The sequence below is a fragment of the Streptosporangium sp. CA-115845 genome (assembly GCF_050943795.1).
Classification (GTDB): domain Bacteria; phylum Actinomycetota; class Actinomycetes; order Streptosporangiales; family Streptosporangiaceae; genus Streptosporangium.
The window spans coordinates 5,585,607-5,603,078 of the sequence record NZ_CP191988.1; the positions used below are offsets into that span (position 1 = coordinate 5,585,607).

The 17,472-nt window shown below is 70.4% G+C and carries 16 protein-coding genes and 1 pseudogene; 6 read left to right on the plus strand and 11 right to left on the minus strand.

What is annotated here, in order from left to right:
* Positions 1-5 precede the first annotated feature (5 nt).
* The 8 genes from ACQP0P_RS27370 to ACQP0P_RS27405 all read right to left on the minus strand — a co-directional run bounded on the left by ACQP0P_RS27370 (position 6) and on the right by ACQP0P_RS27405 (position 9,774).
* A complete protein-coding gene (locus tag ACQP0P_RS27370) occupies positions 6-920 on the minus strand; it encodes an ABC transporter permease (RefSeq protein ID WP_433359363.1) in 915 nt (304 codons plus the stop codon).
* Positions 917-2,149: an ABC transporter permease gene (locus ACQP0P_RS27375; protein WP_433359365.1), complete on the minus strand. Its 1,233-nt coding sequence runs from the start codon at positions 2,147-2,149 to the stop codon at positions 917-919. Before ACQP0P_RS27375 ends, ACQP0P_RS27370 begins: the two co-directional genes overlap by 4 nt.
* Positions 2,146-3,729 carry an ABC transporter ATP-binding protein gene (locus tag ACQP0P_RS27380; protein ID WP_433359367.1) on the minus strand — a complete coding sequence of 528 codons (1,584 nt, stop codon included), beginning with the start codon at positions 3,727-3,729 and terminating at the stop codon, positions 2,146-2,148. The genes ACQP0P_RS27375 and ACQP0P_RS27380 overlap by 4 nt, the downstream gene beginning before the upstream one ends.
* A 1-nt stretch (position 3,730) precedes the next feature.
* The gene (locus ACQP0P_RS27385; RefSeq protein WP_433359369.1) at positions 3,731-4,840 is read right to left on the minus strand and encodes a BMP family ABC transporter substrate-binding protein; all 1,110 of its coding nucleotides are present in this window, start codon (positions 4,838-4,840) and stop codon (positions 3,731-3,733) included.
* Positions 4,841-4,958: 118 nt separating this feature from the next.
* A complete protein-coding gene (locus ACQP0P_RS27390) occupies positions 4,959-5,627 on the minus strand; it encodes a flavin reductase family protein (RefSeq protein WP_433359371.1) in 669 nt (222 codons plus the stop codon).
* Positions 5,624-7,063: an amidohydrolase family protein gene (locus ACQP0P_RS27395; RefSeq protein ID WP_433359373.1), complete on the minus strand. Its 1,440-nt coding sequence runs from the start codon at positions 7,061-7,063 to the stop codon at positions 5,624-5,626. The genes ACQP0P_RS27390 and ACQP0P_RS27395 overlap by 4 nt, the downstream gene beginning before the upstream one ends.
* Positions 7,060-8,088: a zinc-binding dehydrogenase gene (locus ACQP0P_RS27400; RefSeq protein WP_433359375.1), complete on the minus strand. Its 1,029-nt coding sequence runs from the start codon at positions 8,086-8,088 to the stop codon at positions 7,060-7,062. The genes ACQP0P_RS27395 and ACQP0P_RS27400 overlap by 4 nt, the downstream gene beginning before the upstream one ends.
* Positions 8,089-8,304: 216 nt before the next feature.
* A complete protein-coding gene (locus ACQP0P_RS27405) occupies positions 8,305-9,774 on the minus strand; it encodes an aldehyde dehydrogenase family protein (protein WP_433359377.1) in 1,470 nt (489 codons plus the stop codon).
* Between the two features lie 75 nt (positions 9,775-9,849).
* On the opposite strand from ACQP0P_RS27405, the gene ACQP0P_RS27410 reads away from it, so the two are divergent.
* From ACQP0P_RS27410 to ACQP0P_RS27420, 3 genes are all read left to right on the plus strand, one after another.
* The gene (locus ACQP0P_RS27410) at positions 9,850-10,932 is read left to right on the plus strand and encodes an NAD(P)-dependent alcohol dehydrogenase (RefSeq protein WP_433359379.1); all 1,083 of its coding nucleotides are present in this window, start codon (positions 9,850-9,852) and stop codon (positions 10,930-10,932) included.
* Positions 10,933-11,087: 155 nt separating this feature from the next.
* Positions 11,088-13,313: a cytochrome P450/oxidoreductase gene (locus ACQP0P_RS27415; protein ID WP_433359381.1), complete on the plus strand. Its 2,226-nt coding sequence runs from the start codon at positions 11,088-11,090 to the stop codon at positions 13,311-13,313.
* A gap of 114 nt (positions 13,314-13,427) precedes the next feature.
* Positions 13,428-13,922 carry a hypothetical protein gene (locus ACQP0P_RS27420; RefSeq protein ID WP_433359383.1) on the plus strand — a complete coding sequence of 165 codons (495 nt, stop codon included), beginning with the start codon at positions 13,428-13,430 and terminating at the stop codon, positions 13,920-13,922.
* Between the two features lie 43 nt (positions 13,923-13,965).
* On the opposite strand, the gene ACQP0P_RS27425 is transcribed toward ACQP0P_RS27420, so the two are convergent.
* Positions 13,966-15,120 (minus strand): RNA-guided endonuclease InsQ/TnpB family protein, encoded by a 1,155-nt coding sequence (locus ACQP0P_RS27425; protein ID WP_433359385.1) that lies wholly within the window; start codon positions 15,118-15,120, stop codon positions 13,966-13,968.
* A 24-nt stretch (positions 15,121-15,144) separates the two neighbouring features.
* Here ACQP0P_RS27425 and tnpA point away from each other — a divergent pair, with 24 nt between their 5' ends.
* The gene (gene tnpA / locus ACQP0P_RS27430; RefSeq protein WP_433359387.1) at positions 15,145-15,573 is read left to right on the plus strand and encodes an IS200/IS605 family transposase; all 429 of its coding nucleotides are present in this window, start codon (positions 15,145-15,147) and stop codon (positions 15,571-15,573) included.
* 149 nt (positions 15,574-15,722) lie between these two features.
* Here tnpA and ACQP0P_RS27435 read toward each other — a convergent pair.
* Positions 15,723-16,076: pseudogene (locus ACQP0P_RS27435) on the minus strand (hypothetical protein); the annotation flags it as partial.
* A gap of 119 nt (positions 16,077-16,195) precedes the next feature.
* Positions 16,196-16,585 (minus strand): PPOX class F420-dependent oxidoreductase, encoded by a 390-nt coding sequence (locus tag ACQP0P_RS27440; RefSeq protein ID WP_433359389.1) that lies wholly within the window; start codon positions 16,583-16,585, stop codon positions 16,196-16,198.
* 70 nt (positions 16,586-16,655) lie between these two features.
* Here ACQP0P_RS27440 and ACQP0P_RS27445 point away from each other — a divergent pair, with 70 nt between their 5' ends.
* Together ACQP0P_RS27445 and ACQP0P_RS27450 are read left to right on the plus strand one after the other, a co-directional pair.
* Complete coding sequence (locus ACQP0P_RS27445) at positions 16,656-17,078, plus strand: MarR family winged helix-turn-helix transcriptional regulator (protein ID WP_433359391.1); 423 nt, start codon at positions 16,656-16,658, stop codon at positions 17,076-17,078.
* Positions 17,079-17,251: 173 nt separating this feature from the next.
* Positions 17,252-17,461, plus strand: coding sequence for a hypothetical protein (locus ACQP0P_RS27450; protein WP_433359393.1), 210 nt, complete (start codon positions 17,252-17,254; stop codon positions 17,459-17,461).
* The last annotated feature ends 11 nt before the right edge of the window (positions 17,462-17,472 follow it).

Below are 17,472 nucleotides of genomic sequence, written 5' to 3' on the forward strand. Positions count from 1 at the left end.
GGTCGTCAGGTGGATCCCCGTTCGAACGGTTGGCCGAGCGCCCTGGGTTCACGGTTCTGGTTCGCGAAGAACAGCATCGCCAGCAGCGCGAGCAGGTACGGCGCCACCACGAGCAGCTGCGAGTTCATCGTCAGGCCCAGCGCCGGCAGCGCCAGGCGCATGGCGTCGGCCAGGCCGAAGAGCGCGCAGCCGATCAGGGTCCGCCGCAGCCGCCAGGCACCGAAGATCACCGCCGCGATGACGATGTACCCGCGCCCGGCGGTCATGTTCTGGTTGAACGAGCCGACCTCGCCGACCGCCAGGTACGCGCCCCCCAGCCCGGCCAGCGCGCCGCACCACAGCAGTGCCTGGCGGCGGCGCAGGTTGACCCGGATACCGGTGACGTCGGCGGCCTGGGGCTGCTCGCCGACCGCTCGCAGCTCCAGACCCCACCTGCTGCGTTCCACCAGCCACCAGGTCAGCGGGACAAGGACGATCAGCAGGTAGACCGGCCAGCGCTCGACGAACAGCGGGTGGCCGATCAGCGGGATGTCGCGCAGCCAGGGGATGCTGACCTGCGACACCTGGTGCGACTCGAACGAGCTGACCGTGATCAGGTAACTGGTCAGCCCGAGCACGAGGGCGTTGAGCACCAGACCGATCACAAAGGTGTTGATCTCCAGCCGGTGTGAGAGGTTGCCGTGCACGAACCCGATCAGGAGCCCGATCAGCACGCCCGCGACCAGCCCGGTGGTGGCACTGCCGGTGGCGCTGGCCGTGGCGACCGAGCCGAACGCGGCGCCCAGCATCATCGCCTCGACGGAGATGTTCATGGCGCCGGCCCGCTCGGCGAGGTACTCCCCGCACGCCGCGAAGGCCAGCGGAACGGTGAGCCTGATCCCGCTGGACAGGATGGTGGAGATGTCGTCTACGGCGATCACAGCGCGGCCCCCTCTGCGACGGGCGCGGGCCGGTGCTCGGCGCGCGCGGTACGGACACCGGCCCTGCGACGCCGGAGCATGGCGACGATGACGGGCGGAGCGACGAAGGCCAGCACCAGCAGGGCCTTGACCACGTCCACGAGGAACGGGGGCACACCGGTCGCGGCGAGGAAGCCGCCGCCGGAACGCAGCACGCCGAAGAGCAGGGCGACGGGTACGGTCAGCAGCGGCCGGTTACGCGCGACCAGGGCCACCAGCATGCCGTCCCAGCCGATGTTCATCGCTATGCCCGGCTGAAGCCGGTTGACTCCCACCGGGCTGGCCAGCAGCACGGCCCCGGCCAGACCGGCGAAGGCGCCGGAGATGGCCAGCGCCATACCGCCCAGCGCGTTGACGCGCACCCCCGCGTGCTTGGCGGCGAGCGGGTTGAGGCCGAGCATGGTGAGCCGGAATCCCCACCGGGTGCGGGCGAGCGCCACCGCGACCACCACGGCGCCGACCAGCGCCAGCAGCAGGCCCCCGTTGACCTGAAGGTCGGGGTACTCACCGACCGAGCCGAGCAGCGCGCCGGCCGGCAGCGGGTTGGACTGCGGCGAGACGATGGCATCCCCGACCCGCGACTCCTGCAGCAGCCACGGCGTGTTCACCGCAAACGCGACGACCTGCTGGGCGATGAAGATCATCAGGAGCGTGCTGACCACGATGTTGACGCCGCGGATCCGATACATCAGCGCGCTGAGGGCCGCCCAGGCGCCACCCGCCAGCGAGGCGGTCAACAGGACGATCACCAGCAGCAGCGGCCCCGGGACCGCCAGGCGCAGGCCGACCCAGGCCCCGAAGAGGGCGCCGATCAGCACCTGGCCCTCCTGGCCGATGTTGAACGTGCCCGCTCGGGCGCTGACGCAGGCACCCACGGCGACCAGCAGCAGCGGTGCCGCGTACAGCAGCGTGGAGGTCCAGGCCGTCCAGTTGGCCATGCTGCCCTGGAAGAGGGCCTGCACCGACTCCAGGGGAGATCCCCCGGTGACGGCGATCAGCAGTGACGACAGGGAGAGCGCCACGAGCACGCCCGCGGCGGTCGCCAGGCCGGTCTGCCAGCCGCCCGCACTCGGGGTCAGGAAGGCCAGCAGGCGACGCCCGGAGGTGTCGTCCGTGCCGGAAGCCGGTTGGGACTTTCGACCCGGCTTCTGGGGGGAGTCCCGGCGGAGGTCCTCGCGGACTTCGTTCACGCGGCCACCCCGCCCACCAGCATCCCGAGCCGCTCGGCCGTGGCCTCCCCGGTGGAGAGCACACCGGTGATCCTCCCGGAGGAGATCACCGCGATCCTGGAGGAGAGCGCCATGACCTCCTCCAGTTCGGTGGATATCAGCAGCACGGCCACTCCTCCTGACGCGACGTCGCGCAATCGCCGGTACATGTCCTCGATGGCACCCACGTCCAGCCCGTGCGTGGGCTGCGCGGCGACCAGCACGAGCGGTCCCGCCGAGAGCTCACGGGCGAGCACGACCCGCTGCTGGTTGCCTCCCGACAGGCTGCGCACCGGGGTGTCCATCGACGGGGTGACGATGTTGAACTCGGCCGCCAGGCGGCGGGCCACCTCATGCGTCTTCCTGCGGCTGACGAACGCGCGGCCGCTCACGGCGTTCAGCGACTTCATGACCAGGTTCTCGGCGACGCTCATGTCCAGCACCACCCCGGATGCGTGCCGATCCTCCGGCACGATGCCGAGTCCGGCCGCGTGCAGCGCCCCCGGGCGGTTCAGGTCCACCTGCCTGCCGGAGATCTCGACAGACCCGGAGTCCGGGACGACGAGCCCGGACAGCACGTCGCCCAGGTTCGACTGGCCGTTGCCCTCGACCCCGTACAGGCCGACGATCTCGCCGGGGGCGACGGCCAGGTCGAGGTCGGACAGCACGCGCACCCCGTCGACGGTGACGGTCAGGCCGCGCAGCCGCAGCGCGGCCACCGAGGCCTCCGCTTTACCCGTTCCGGATTCATCCGTCCGCGGGGTATCGACCGGCAGCAGGCCGAGCGCCGCGGCCTCGCTGCCCAGGGAGACCTCCCTGCCCACCATCTGGCGGGCCAGCTCCTGCGGCCCCGTCTCCGCGGTCGCGCTCTGGAAGACGACCCTCCCCTTGCGCAGCACGGTCACCCGGTCGGTGGCCGCGGTGATCTCCGCCAGCTTGTGGCTGATCAGGATGACCGCGCGGTTCTCCGCGCGGACCACGTGGCGCAGCACACCGAACAGCTCGGCCGACTCCGCCTGGGTGAGCACGGACGTCGGCTCGTCCAGGATGAGCACCGACGGGTCCCTGCGCAGGCATTTGATCAGCTCGACCCGCTGCCGCTCGCCCGCGGAGAGCCGTTCGACCCTGGCCAGCGGGTCGATCGGCAGGCCGTAGCGCTGGGAGACGTCCCGCACCTGGTCACAGGCGGCGGCCTTGTCGATCTTCCCGGTGTCGCCCAGGATGACGTTCTCCCAGACCGTCAGCGGATTGATCAGGCTGAAGTGCTGGTGAACCATGCCGATGCCGAGCGCCACGGCCTTCTGCGGGCTGTCGATGTCGACCGGCTCGTCGTGGTGCAGGACACTTCCGGCGTCCCGCTGGACGAGACCGAGCAGGATCTTCATGAGCGTCGACTTGCCCGCCCCGTTCTCACCGAGCAGACCGTGGATCTCGCCCTGGTGCACGGCGAGATCCACGGCGTCGCAGGCGACGACCGGACCGTAGCTCTTACTGATTCCCCGCAGCCGTAGCGCGGGCGCCGGTGGCGGGGTGAGCTCCCTCGCCCGTTCGTCCTCTGTCATGTCAGGAACCGAGCCTCTTCACTGTCGCCGTGGTGTCGATCTTCTTACTACCGACGTCGGCGATGAAGGCCTTCAGTTTCTCGTTCTGCTCGGGCGTCCCGTTGCAGATCTTGACAGTCGGGAACGGGTCGACGCCGAGCGTCCAGACCTTCTCCACGCCCATCTGCAGCTTCGCGTCGGCGAGCTGCTCCAGGGCGGCCTTGAAGTAGTCTCCGGGGCTGAAGAGCACCGAGATGTCGAACTTGGGCTTGGTGGAGTCACACCGGTCGGTACCGGGGGTGAGGGTGAGGACGCCGTTGGCGTTGGCCAGCTCCGCCGACGCGTCGGTGGCGCCGCCGAGGTAGGGGTAGATGACCTTGACACCCTGGCTGATCTGCGCCTGGGTGGCCTCCTTGGCCTTGGCGGAGTCGTTGAGGTCTCCGCTGTAGGTGGTCGTCAGCGTGGCCTCCGGGACCACCAGCCGGATGCCGGCCTTGAACGCGGCGGACGCGGTGACGGTGAAGTCGGCCTCGGGGCCGGTCACGAACCCGGCCTTGGTGTCGCCGTTGTCCTTCATGATCAGGCCTGCCGCATACCCCGCGGCCAGCATGCTCTGGTCGGCCCGGTCGGTGGAGAGCATGATCTTCGGGGACTTCAGGATGTTGTCGGCGGACGGCACGTACCAGGCGGTGTTGGCGCAGACCGGCTCCTCCGAGGCCGGGATCGCGTCCCTGAGCTCCGAGGCGCCGAGGGCCACCATGTCGACCTTCTGCTGGCAGAGCGCCCGCGCGGCGTTGAGCGCCTCGCTGGTGTTGACACTGCCGCGCTTGATGATCGTCCAGCCCTTGGAGGTGGCGAACTGCTCCGCCGTGTCGACGAAGCTCTGGTAGTAGCCCTTGTCGTTGATGTCACCGGGGCTCAGCACCCCGATGACGACCTTGCCGTCGCCGTTGATGTCCGGCTGGCCGGCCAGCACGTTGCCGCCGTCGGTCTTCGCGCTCGCGTCGGCCGGGGCGGGGGCCGTGGCCTGGGGCGCGGTGGCGTCGTTGCTCGCGCACCCGGCGAGCGCCAGCGCGCTCAGGCAGGCGGTCAGTGCGGCCGTGGCCCGGCCCCTTCGATAGTATGCGGCCATGACGATCCTCTCGATCTGAATGCTCGCGCACCGCCCACGGTGCACGAGTGGGGGATGAATCTTGGTCGCCGGCGGGGTGCGGGCTTTAGCGGAGCCCCTCCCCTGCCTGCGCGGCAGGTCAGGCGAGCACCTCCTCGCCACCCGGCAGATCGGCGTAGGCGATGCGGTCCTGGCTGAAAGTCGACTCCGGCGACGCCGCGACGAACCAGGGAAAGCCCATCCTGCCGACCGCGTGCACCTTGGTCGGGTCGATCCTGGTGGGAGACGCCATGATCGACTCGTCCACCGTTATGCAGACCACCTCGGCCAGCACGATGTGCACGCCCGAGAAGCAGGAGGAGGAGTCCCCCCGGTCGATGACCTCGCGCACCCGGCACTCCAGGTGCGCCGGGCTGTCGGCCAGCGACGGGGGCCGGACGACCTGCGACGGCACGGTCCGCCAGCCGACGAGGTCGGCCTCGTCGACGCCGGCCGGATACTCCCTGGCCACCGTCTCGATGTGGTCGGCCAGGGCGGTCGTGGTCACGTTGATCACGAACTCGCCCGAGGCGTTCAGATTCACCCAGCTGTCCTTGGGCTCGTCCGTCGCCTCCCTGACCGAGCCCACCGTGACCGCGACGAGCGGGGGTTCTCCGGAGACCGGCATGTAGTAGCTGAACGGGGCGACGTTCACGCCGCCCTTGGCGTCCAGCGTGGTGATCATCGCGATCGGGCGCGGCACGACGAGCTGGGAGAGCAGTCCCTGCTTCTGTGCCGGCGTCCTGTCTGCGAGATCGATGATCCTCATCCGCGTACTCCTTGGATGTATTCTGCCGCCGACAGTGCCTGCCAGCGGTGGGGAACGTCGATGCCGGTCCTGCGGAGCAACGCGGCGGACCGTGCCTGCGCCTCCTCCGACAGGGCTTCGAGATCGACGGTGGTGATCCGGCGGTCGCGCACGACCACCTGACCGTCGACGAGGACGTCCCGGACCGTGTGGCTCGGGGCGCCCCAGACGAGGTGGGTCGCGAGGTCACCGCGTGGGGTCCAGGCAGGGTTCCGGGTGTCCAGGACGACGAGGTCGGCGGCCTTGCCGACCTCGATCGAGCCGACGAGATCGCCCAGGCCCACCGCGGCGGCGCCGTCGATCGTGGCCAGTGCGAACACCTGGTCGGCCCGGAGGACGGGGTGCGCGTCCCGGTCGCGCTCCAGCCCGGCCAGCAACCATGCGGCGCGCATCACGTCGGGCGTGTCGCCCGCGTTGTGCGCGTCGCACCCCAGGGCGAGCCTGCCACCTCGCTGTACGAACTCGGCGTGCCGGCCCGCGCGGGTGTAACCCTGGCCAAGGCGCAGGTACGCCCCGGGGCAGGAGGCCACCGCGGTCCGCGTCTCCACGAGGGCGTCCAGCTCGTCGTCGTCGAGCCAGACGGCGTGGCCGAGTACCAGCCTCGGGCCCAGCACACCCAGCTCGCGGAAGTGGACCACCGGCCGCCTTCCCGCCCGCCGCGCGTAAGCCTGGATGTCTGCCTCGCCGGGTGAGATGTGCCAGGTGAGGCCGACGTCCAGCCGCTCGGCCAGCTCGGCTGCGCCGGTGAACAGCTCGTCGCTCGCCAGGTCGTGGCCCACCAGGCTGACCCAGCCGGTGACGGTCCCGCCGGGCGGCAACGCGCGTACCGTCTCCTCCTGCAGGGCCAGGCTCTCCGCCGCCGGCAGCGCGTGGGGGGCGCCGGGCACGTCCCAGCCCCACCGGCCGACCCGGCCGCGGATGCCGGCCGCCCTGAGCCCCGCCGCCACCCGCAGCGGATGGGCGACGGTGCCCGCCTCCAGGACGGTGGTGACCCCGCCCAGGAGCGACTCGGCGGCGGTCAGGGCGGCGGACAGCTCGTCGTCGTCCCCGGTGACCTGGCCGTGCAACGGGACGGCCCAGTCGAAGATCGCCTCCTGGGAGTCGATGTCCTCCGGGATCATGCTGCGCACCAGCGGGTCGACGGTGGTGTGCTGATGGGCGTTGATCAGGCCCGGGATGACGACGCAGCCGCTCGCGTCGAGTTCGGCGGCGCCGGGGAAGTCCTGCCGCAGGATGGCGGCGGGACCGATCGCGGCGATGCGCCCGCCGGCGACCGCGACGGTGGCGCCGGTGACCACCTCGCGGCGCGGCGACATCGTCACCACGTCCCCGCCGACGATCAGCAGAGCGGCGTCCTGCCCCGCTTGGTCCGGCTGCGCTGCCCGCTCCTCCGTCATGGCCGCACCAGCACCCTGCCGACCAGATCGCGCGAGTGCTCCAGCCCGAAGCTCTCGTGCAGGTCTTCCAGGCCGCACTCGGCGGCGCGGAGGGTGCGCATGCCTCCCGCGAAGTACGCGTCGAGCATGGCGGTGAAGTCGGCCGGGGCGTAGGCGCCGGCGCCCAGCAGGTGGAGCCCTCGGTGGTAGATCTCGGCGAGGGAGAGGGAGACCTGGTCTCCGCTGGTGTTGCCGAAGGTCACCAGCCTGCCGCCGATCCGCAGGCAGCTCAGGGAGTGCCGCCAGGTGGCGGCGCCCACGTGGTCGAGGACGACGTCGGCGCCCCCGCCGCCCGTGTAGTCGCGGACCGCGTCGGCTATCGGGGCGTCGTTGCGCAGCAGCAGGTCGGCGCCGAGCCCGGCCACGACGGCGAGCTTTTCGTCGCTTCCGGCCACGGCCACCACCCGGGCGCCGGCCCGCTTGGCCAGCTGGATCGCGGCGATGCTGACCGAGCCGGCGGCGCCCTGGATCACCACGCAGTCGCCGGCGCTCACCTTCCCGACGGCGTAGGTGGCGTTCCAGGCGGTGCTCCACGGGGTGGGCAGCGCCGCGGCCTCGTCGAGGTCGACGTGGTCCGGCACCGGGTGCGCCAGGTCGGCGGGGACCGCCACGAACTCGGCGTAGCCGCCCGGCATGTTGCCGCCGATGACCCGCAGCCGGGCGCAGTGGCCGCGGTCACCGGCCAGGCAGTGCGGACACGATCCGCAGCCCACCGTAGGATCGACCACGACCCGGTCTCCGACCGTCAGGCCGGTGACCGCCGATCCGATCGCCGCCACGTGGCCGGCGATGTCCATACCTGCGATGTGCGGCAGGCTGAAGCCGGGGAGCACACCGGGGCCGCGCCGCTGGAGCAGGTCAAGCCGGTTGAGGGCGCAGACGCCGACCTGGACGACCACGTCGAGCGGACCGGGCTCGGGGTCGGCGACCCGTTGAACGCTCACCGCCTCCGGGCCTCCGAAGGCCGTCTGGACCAGTGCTCGCAACTCTAACCCTCCAAGCGATCGTTATTCACGATGGCATCTCGCATTGTGATTTATCGCCCGCAATGCGTCGTACTCTGCCGCCGCTCCGATAGGCGTGTCAATGCCTCCGGAGCCAACTGCCCCGCGCGTCACATGCTTGTTACATGCGTGCCGGGTGGCGCGAATATGTGCAGGTTGGAACGCTGCCATTTAACAGCCGCCCCGTCACTGCCACGTTCATTCCACGGATGACCGGTCGAGCAGGCGTACCGCGACAGCCTTCTCCTGCGTGTACTCCCGCATGGCGGCGTATCCGCCGCCACGGCTGAAGCCGCTGTCCCTCTGCATGTTGAAGGGGAAGCCGATGACCCCGGCGTCGGCGAACTGGTTGACCGAGACCTGCCCCGAGCGCACCTCCTGGGCCAGGCGCAGCGCCCGGGAGACGTCGCTCGTCCAGATGCACGCCAGCAGGCCGAAGTCGGTGTCGTTCATCATCTTCACCGCCTGCCGGGCGCCGGAGAACTCCTGCACGGCGAGCACCGGGCCGAACACCTCCTCCCTGGACAGCCGGGAGCGCGGGTCCACGCCGTCGAAGAGCGACGGCTGGACGAACCAGCCGCCGTCCGCCCGCTGCGCGGGGCCGCCCCCGGTGACCAGGCGGGCGCCCTCGGCGGGGGCGCTCTCCAGGAAGCCGAGCACCCGGCGGTACTGCGCCTCGTTGACCAGCGGCCCCATGTCGAGGTCGGCGTCCCACGGGCCGATCCGCACGGCGCGCATCGACTCGGCCACCCGCTCCACGACCTCGTCCCTGATGGACGCCTCGACGAGCAGCCTCGACCCCGCGTAGCAGTTCTGCCCGGCGTTCTCGGTGATGGAGCCCACGATCGCCGGGATCGCGACATCGAGATCGGCGTCGGCGAAGAGCACGTTGGGCGACTTGCCGCCCAACTCCAGCTTGACCGGGACCAGGTTGTCCGCCGCGGCCCGCATGATCGCACGGCCGGTGGTCGTGGAGCCGACGAAACTGATGTGGTTCACACCGGGGTGTGAGGTGAGCGCGGCACCGGCGTCGGCGCCGACTCCGGCGAGCACGTTGAGCACGCCCGGCGGGAAACCGGCCCGCCGCGCCAGCTCCGCCAGCGCGAACGGCGCCAGCGGCGCCACCTCCGAGGGCTTGAGCACCACCGTGTTGCCCGCGGCCAGCGCGGGGGCCACGTTGGCCGCGGTGAGCACCGCCGGAACGTTCCAAGGGATGATGACCGCGCAGACGCCGTACGGCTCCTGCAGGGTGTAGCCAAGGTAGTCGGGGGTGCGGGTGGGGAGAGTCACGCCGGTCAGCTTGTCGGCGGCGCCCGCGAAGTACTCGATGATGCCCTGGGCGATGAAGATGTTCATCCGGCCACCCGACAGCGGCTTGCCGACGTCTCGGGCCTCGAAGCGGGCGAGGTCCTCGACATGCTCACCGATCAGCTCCGACCAGCGGCGCAGCAGCCTGCCACGCTCGGAGGCCGAGGTCGCGGCCCAGCCGGGGAAGGCCCGCCTGGCGGCCTCCACGGCGTCGTCCACGTCCGCTCGGCCCGCGCAGGCCACCGTCTGGATGGTCTGGCCGGTGGCGGGGTCGGCGACGTGGAGCTCACCGGCGTCACGAGCGGCTGCCCACTCTCCGTCGATCAGTTGCTGGGCGGAAGGGATCACAAGTTCGGCCATGTCGGAATCCTTGACCCCCCTTGTTCTGCATGTCAAGATGCCATCTCGTTTTATGAAAATAGCTGTGGAGGATCCGTGCGTATCACCGCCGCCGTTCTGGAGGCCCCCGGAGGGTCCTTCGCCCTCCGGGAGACAGAACTCGAAGAGCCCCGTCCCGACGAGGTGCTGGTCCGGGTGAGCAGCACCGGCATCTGCGGTACCGACCTGGAGTTCGCCACCTTCTTCCCCACCCCCGCGGTGCTCGGCCACGAGGGCGCCGGAATCGTGGAGCGGGTCGGCTCGCGGGTGACCTCGGTGGCCCCCGGTGACCACGTGGCGATGAGCTTCACCTCCTGCGGCGCCTGCCCCCTCTGCCTGACCGGCTCTCCCGCCTACTGCCGGAGCTTCGACGCCCTCAACTTCGGCGGCAGGCGGCCCGACGGCTCCTCGGCGCTCTCCCTGGACGGCGCGCCGGTCAACGGCCACTTCCTCGGGCAGTCGTCCTTCGCCACGCACGTCGTGGCGACCGAGCGCGCCGTCGTCCCCATCGACAGAAACATCGACCTGACCCATGTCGGTCCGTTCGGCTGCGGCCTGCAGACCGGCGCGGGTGGGGTGTTCAACGTGCTGCGCCCCTCCCCCGGCTCCTCGATCGCCGTCTTCGGGGCCGGCGCGGTGGGGGTCGCGGCGATCATCGCGGCGGCGATCAGCGGCTGCTCGGTCGTCGCGGCGGTCGACGTCAACGCCGCCAAGCTGGAGGCCGCCCGCTCCTACGGCGCGACGCACACGGTCGACTCCTCCGTCTCCGACTCGGCCGAGGCGCTGCGCGAGATCACACCGCACGGCCTCGACTTCGTCATCGACACCACCGGCCGCCAGGACGTGCTGCGCACCGCCGTCGAGGCGCTCGGCCCGCTCGGCCGGTGCGGCGTGATCGGCGTCGGCCCCAGCCAGGAGATGAGCTTCGACTGGCGCAGCATCCTCAACGGGCGCACCGTCACCGGGATCATCGGCGGAAGCAGCCTCCCCCAGGTGTTCCTGCCCAGACTGCTGGATCTGTACGTCGCGGGACGGTTCCCGGTGGACAGGATGATGACGTCCTACCCCTTCGAGCGGATCAACGAGGCGATCGCCGACCTGCGCGCCGGTAGGACCGCGAAGGCCGTCCTGACCTTCTGAGCTCCCGGTCCTCGCCGGAGACCGCGTGACATTGCCGCGATATGCGAGACATTGTCTCGCGATCCGCACGTGAGTAGACTTCCGGCACCCAGACACCCAGTGGCGCGGCTGGGCAACACCGCGCATCGTTCGTATGGATATGGGGCCTGTGCGCCATGACCCAGCAGGTTGACTTCGACCACCACTCCGCGGCGTGCACCGCGGACCCGGTCACCTACTACGACTCCTTTCGCGAGCAGTGCCCGGTCGGCCGGACCTCGGCCCACGGCGGCTTCGTCTACACGACCCGCTACGCGGACGTGACCAGGATCGCCCGCGACGACGACACCTTCTCCTCCTCCAGGGCCTCCTCGGGCGAGGACCGGGTCGCGATCGTCATCCCCAGCGGGCCGGGCCTGGAGCAGTACCCGATCGAGTTGGACCCTCCGCAGGCCACCGAGTACCGCGACCTGATCAACCCCCTGCTCACCCCGGACGCCGTCGACCGGCTGCGGCCGATGATCGCCAGGCACGCCACGCGCGTCGTCGACGCGTTCATCGAGCACGGCTCGGCCGACTTCGTCCGTGATCTGACCAATCCGCTGCCCGCCGCGGTCACCCTGGACTGGCTGGGCTTCCCCGAGGAGGACTGGGCCCGGCTGGCCGGGCCGATCCACGACATCTTCGCCGCGCCCGCCGACAGCGACAGGGCCCGCAGGGGCGCCGAGGGCCTCGCCTACATGGAACGGCGGATCCGCGAGATCATCCGGCTACGCCGGGCCGAACCCACCTCGGACGCCACCAGCGTCCTGGCCGCACAGCACCGTCCCGACGGCACCCCGTACGGCGAGGACGAGCTGGTGTCGGTGATCGGGCTGCTCATCGCGGGCGGGGTCGACACCACCACGTCGCTGACCGGCAGCGTCCTCGTGCATCTGAGCCGCCACCCCGAGCAGCGGCGCCGCCTGATCGAGTCGCCCGACCTGCTCGACACGGCCACCGAGGAGTTCCTCCGGGCGTTCGCCCCCTCGCAGTCCATGGCGCGCACCGTACGCGCCGACACCGAGATCGGCGGGTGCCCAGTGCGGGCCGGTGAGCGCGTGCTGATCCCGTGGGTCGCCGCCAACCACGACCCGGCCGTCTTCCCCGACCCCGCCGAGGTGCGCCTGGACCGGGACGCCACCAGGCACCTCAGCTTCGGCATCGGCACGCACCGCTGCGCCGGCGCTCATCTGGCCCGCGCCATGTTCCGCGAGATGATCACCCAGGTGCTGACCAGGCTGCCCGAATTCCAGGTGCTCGAAGACGGGCTCGTCGCCTACCCCACGCGGGGGAACCAGTCCGGCTGGGACGCGATCCCCGCGATCTTCCCACCGGGACCCCGGCTGGGTGCCGGATCCGCGCCCGGCACCCAGCCGGCCTTCACCTCCTCTTTCAGCAAGGCCGCCTCCTTCGAGGCGGTCGTCACCCGGGCCGAGCCGGTCGCCGACGGTGTGCTGGCGCTGACCCTGGCCAGAGCGGGCGGCGGCGAACTGCCCGCCTGGGAGCCCGGCGCGCACCTGGAGTTCCGCCTGCCGTCGGGCCGCGTCCGGCAGTACTCCCTGTGCGGCGACCCCGGGCAGCGAGACGGCTACCGGGTGGCGGTGCTGCGCGAGGAGAACGGCCGCGGCGGCTCGGCCGAGGTGCACGAGATCGCCCGTGAGGGTGTCACCGTCGGCGTACGGGGACCGCGCAACCACTTCCCGCTGGTGGCCGCCGAGGACTACCTGTTCGTCGCCGGGGGGATCGGCATCACCCCGATCCTGGCCATGGTCCGCGCCGCCGCCCGCCGGGGCAGCCCCCTGCGCGCCGTCTACGGCGGGAGATCCCGCGCGTCCATGGCCTTCGGCGACGAACTGGTGGAGTGCGCGGGCGAGCGCGCCGAACTGGTGCCACAGGACGAGTTCGGCCTTCCCGACCTGGACGCGATCCTGGCCTCGTCGGGGCCGGCCACCGCGATCTACTGCTGCGGCCCGTCCGGGATGATCGAGGCCGTTGAGCGGGTCTGCGAGCGCCTGGGCATCGGCGACCGGCTGCACGTCGAGCGCTTCACCGCCGGGGACGCCCCGGAGATGCTCTTCGACCCGGCGGCCAACACCGCCTTCGACGTCCACCTCGCCCGGACAGGGCGGACCGTGCGGGTCGAGCCCGACCAGCGCCTCATCGAGGCGATCCGCGAGGTCGCCCCCGGCCTCTCCTACGACTGCGAGAAGGGATACTGCGGCGCCTGCGAGACCCGGGTGCTCGCGGGGACGCCCGAACACCGCGACTCGCTGCTGACCGCCGAGGAACGGGAGGCGGGCCGGACGATGATGATCTGCGTCGGCCGCTCGTCGTCACCCCGCCTGGTCCTGGACCTCTGACGGTCCGGCGAGACTCGCAGGAAGCGAGGAGCGGAGGAGGAGTCGCCCGCGAGTGACCCACCTCCGCCCCTCGCACCTGTACCGCTCGCACGGATCCGTCATACGATGCCGCACATGCCGAACATCGGGCCCGTGGAACTGCTGGTCGTCGCCATCCTGTTCGCGGCGATCCTGGTGATCGTCATCGGGATCGTCATGGCCTCCAGGAGGGGTAGCCGGGTGCCCATGCCCATGCCGGCGCCCATGCCTACCCCGCAGGGGCTGCACGAGCTCGTCACCGGCCTGGTCCGCGCGGGACGCAAGATCGAGGCGATCAAGGAGCTGCGCCGCCACACCGGGCTCAGCCTGCGGGACGCCAAGGTGACCGTCGACGGCGTGGCCATGGGACACGACCTGTGGAGCCACCCCGTCATGACCCGGTTCAAGCCCGCCCAACCCACCGCTCTGCCGCACACCGGTGCCGCGGGCCCCGACCTGGCCACCCGGGTGCGCGAGCTCAAGGCCGCCGGCCGCGCCGAGCAGGCGGTCTATCTGGTACGCGGCGAGACCGGCATGGGCGAGCGCGAGGCCGAACTGTTCGTCGAAGCGCTGTCAGCTTCTCGGCCGTAAACGACCGAGCTTGCAGCTCCTCGCCGTCGATGGGTTCGACGGTTCAGGCCGCGTCGTCGGCAGCGTGACTCACTGCCCAGCCCGCCACACCGCGCGAGGCGATGTTGCGGGCCGCGTTGACGTCGGCGTGCTCAGCGAAGCCGCACGACGTGCAGGAGAAGGTCGCCTGGCCGGGCCGGTTCTTCTTGTCCACGTGCCCGCACGATGAGCAGGCCTGCGAGGTGTAGGCCGGATCGACGTGAACAACGGCGACGCCCGCGCGGCGGGCCTTGTAGGCGATGAAGCCTCCCAGCTGGTGGAAGCTCCACGAGTGCAGCGTGACCCGCTGGGGCTTGCGGAGCCGTACCCGGTCACGGATGCCCTGGAGATCTTCCAGAGCGATTCCTTGCCCGGTGCGTGCCGCCTCGGTCACGATGCGTTTGGCGATGGTGTGGTCGGTGTTCGCGGCGAACCGGGCCTCGGCCCGGCGACGCCGCTTCAACAGCCGTTTGGCGGACTTGGTCTGCTTGGCCTGCAGGCGGCGGCGCAGCTCGCGGTGGCGGTGGCGGACCGCGTTCAGAGTTTTGCCGCTGTGGCGAACCCCGCCACTGGTGGTCGCGATGTTCGCGATCCCCAGATCCACCCCCAAAAATCCGTCCGGGGCGCGCACCGCCACCTCTGGCAGGTCGCAGGTGGCGATCAGGAACCACCTGCCCTCGCGGTATACGAGGTCCGATTCGCCCTTGCGGTAGGCGGCCAACGTCGTGAGCTGATCGGCCGAGGCGGTGAACGCCACGCTCTTCATCCGCCCGGCGATCGTCCAGATGCTCACTGTGCGCGCGTCCATCTGCCAGGACAGGCAGCGGTCGTCGAACGGCTGGGCCGCGCCGGGGCGAAAGACGATCGGCGTGGCCAAGACCCGCTCGCGCCGCACGGAGCCGGGCCTGCCCACCCGGCCGTTGCGGACATTGGCGTGCAGCGTGGCGTAGGCGTCGGTGACCTTCTTGATGACATGCTGCGCAGCCTGAGCCGCCAGCCCGTAGTCGTCCTTGATCTGTCCGTAGGCGTGCCTGCGCAGGTCGTAGTTGCGAAATACCCGCTGGTGGTGGGCGAGCGTTGCCACCCAGGTGGCCGCGGCGTTGACCGCGTGCAGGGTCGCCTCCAGCGCCGCCGCCTGCTCGGGCGTCGGCAGGAGTTTGACCTGCACCACCAGCTTCACCTCGAACACTCTAGCGTTAGGTCCATGTCACCGAGATGGGAACCGAACCCTGACATCAGGAGAGGTCGAAGCGTTGTTTGCGCGCTTCATGCGCATTTGGTCTTTGTCCCGAGGTATCGGCGGGGTGTGTTCACCGACGAGATCCTGCGTCGCTGCGAGGACGTCATGATCGAGGTGTGCGACAGTTTCGGGGCGGAGCTGGTCGAGTTCGACGGCGAGGAGGATCACGTGCACCTGCTCGTGCGCTACCCGCCCAAGGTCGCCCTCTCGACGCTGGTGAACAGCCTCAAGGGCGTGTCCGCCCGGCTCCTTCGCAAGGAGTACCCGGCGCATATCGGTAAGTATCTGTGTGGCGGGCATTTCTGGTCGCCGTCGTACTTCGCCGCCTCCTGCGGCGGCGCACCCCTATCGATCATCAAGGATTACATCGACAACCAGAAACGCCCGGGCTGATGACCAGACGTTCACAACCCCAGGACCGGGAAGCGATTCCTCCCGGGCGTGAACGCCCGGGGTTCCTCGCTAGATAACGCTGAATCCGAGACTCGCCTCCGGGCGACCGCCGAAAGCGGTGCCACGGCACGTGCGATGAAGGGGCCGGTTCACCCCGCCCGCCCACGGGATCCGGCGTCGGTGACGGACCGCCGGCCTGTCGTGCCGAGCATGCCGTTGGGGTCGAGCACGAGCTTGGACGCGGTGCCCTGGTCGAAGTCCTGACACCCCTGGGGTGCCCGCTCCAGCGGGATCTGCGCCCTGTCGTGCAGGATCGCCTGCATCAGGTGGTAGTCGTAGCGCATGACGGGGCACTGGCCCGTGGTGAAGGAGAGTGACCTGGCTCAGCCGAGGCCAAGCCGGAGGGAGAGCGAGCCCTGCTTCGCCGCCTCGTCGTGGGCACCCGGGTCACCGGTCACGTACAGGCCGGGGATGCCGGGCGCGCCGCCCGCTCGGGTGGTCTCGTGGCCGAGGACCAGCCCGACGGGCGCGGTGGTGCGGCCACGGACCATGTATCGCCCGCCACCACACTCATTTCCCTCTGCAACCAGAAAGGTCCAGCCCGTCCCACGGTGGGAACGTGTCACTGGCTGGTGAAGCGGGTGGGCCGCACGACGAGAACCACCCTGCGCTCGGCGTCGCCGACCGGCGCTTCGTACTCCAGCCCGTAGCGCTTGGCCAGCACGTCGAAGAAGGCTCCCTCAGGGTCGGGGTCGACCCGCTCGACAGTGCCGCGGACCTCCAGGTAACGGTATGGCTGGTTCGGATCGTTAACGGAGACGGCCACGTGAGGGCGAGCGCTCGCGTTACGCCCCTTCTGCCGGTCGGTCGTGGTGGTGAAGCGCAAGAACTCCCCGTCCCAGATGGCCCACACCGGCGTCACCTGCGGGGTGCCGTCGGGCATCAGGGTCGCCAGGTGCGCGTACAAAGGGCGGGCCAGCAGGTCGAGGTGGCTCTCTGGAATCACGGTCATGAGGGCACAATATCAAAGCTTTGATACACATCAAGCCTCTTATATAGAGGGCGACTTGTAAGCTCCGCTCATGGACATGCCCGCGGAGGAGCGGCTCGGCCTGCTCGTGAAACGCGCCGAGCAGCGACTCATGGCGGCCAAGAGCGCGGCGGTGAAGACCGCGGGGCTGACCGTGCCGCAATACGCCGCCCTGCTCGTGCTAGTCGACAACCCGGGCATTTCCGCGGCCGCCCTGGCCAGGGAGTGCCTCGTTACCCCGCAGGCGATGACCATCGTGCTGAAGAACCTGCTGGGGCACGGCCTGATCGAACGCGGCCCGCATCAGTGGCATCGCACGATGCTGGAGACCCACCTCACCGACGCGGGGCGCGAGGCGCTACGCACCGCGGACGCGGCGGCCGTGGTCATCGAGCGCAGGATCGCCGACGCCTTCACCCCGGGCGAACGCGACTGCCTCCGAGGCCTGCTCGCCCGCTTCACCCAGGCGATCTAGCCGCATCGGGCAATGTTCGCCTTGCCGGTGACCTCATGGCCAACGACCCGGTGCGGAGGTCTCGTCACCTCTTGCTCTCACCGGAACACGATGATGCGCCGGAGTTCCACCATCGTCGGCGGCGCCGCGACAAGATCAGGCAAGCACATACGGCTCGCGCCCGGAAGATGAGCGTGAGCCGTACTGCAAGATCTGGAAAGCTGCTCCTCGCCGGGCGTGGCAGGGCCCATCCCCCTCACCGCGTCGCGTCCGCCGTCACCCGCCTCCTGCCGCACGCGGAGACCGCGGTGCTGCCGGGCCTCTCCCACCACGCGATGCCATGGCACGAGGCCTCCGACCTCAACACCCGTGTCGTCGGTTTTCTCGACAGGACGGCGACTTGAGAGACGAAGGA

Bases quoted from the DNA above. Each gene is read 5' to 3' on its own strand.
- ACQP0P_RS27420 (WP_433359383.1), top strand. From the start codon at position 13,428: ATGCCGAACATCGGGCCCGTGGAACTGCTGGTCGTCGCCATCCTGTTC.
- ACQP0P_RS27440 (WP_433359389.1), bottom strand. From the start codon at position 16,585: ATGACCGTGATTCCAGAGAGCCACCTCGACCTGCTGGCCCGCCCTTTG.
- ACQP0P_RS27445 (WP_433359391.1), top strand. From the start codon at position 16,656: ATGGACATGCCCGCGGAGGAGCGGCTCGGCCTGCTCGTGAAACGCGCC.
- ACQP0P_RS27405 (WP_433359377.1), bottom strand. From the start codon at position 9,774: ATGGCCGAACTTGTGATCCCTTCCGCCCAGCAACTGATCGACGGAGAG.
- ACQP0P_RS27395 (WP_433359373.1), bottom strand. From the start codon at position 7,063: ATGACGGAGGAGCGGGCAGCGCAGCCGGACCAAGCGGGGCAGGACGCC.
- ACQP0P_RS27390 (WP_433359371.1), bottom strand. From the start codon at position 5,627: ATGAGGATCATCGATCTCGCAGACAGGACGCCGGCACAGAAGCAGGGA.
- ACQP0P_RS27380 (WP_433359367.1), bottom strand. From the start codon at position 3,729: ATGACAGAGGACGAACGGGCGAGGGAGCTCACCCCGCCACCGGCGCCC.
- ACQP0P_RS27385 (WP_433359369.1), bottom strand. From the start codon at position 4,840: ATGGCCGCATACTATCGAAGGGGCCGGGCCACGGCCGCACTGACCGCC.
- tnpA (WP_433359387.1), top strand. From the start codon at position 15,145: ATGTCACCGAGATGGGAACCGAACCCTGACATCAGGAGAGGTCGAAGC.
- ACQP0P_RS27415 (WP_433359381.1), top strand. From the start codon at position 11,088: ATGACCCAGCAGGTTGACTTCGACCACCACTCCGCGGCGTGCACCGCG.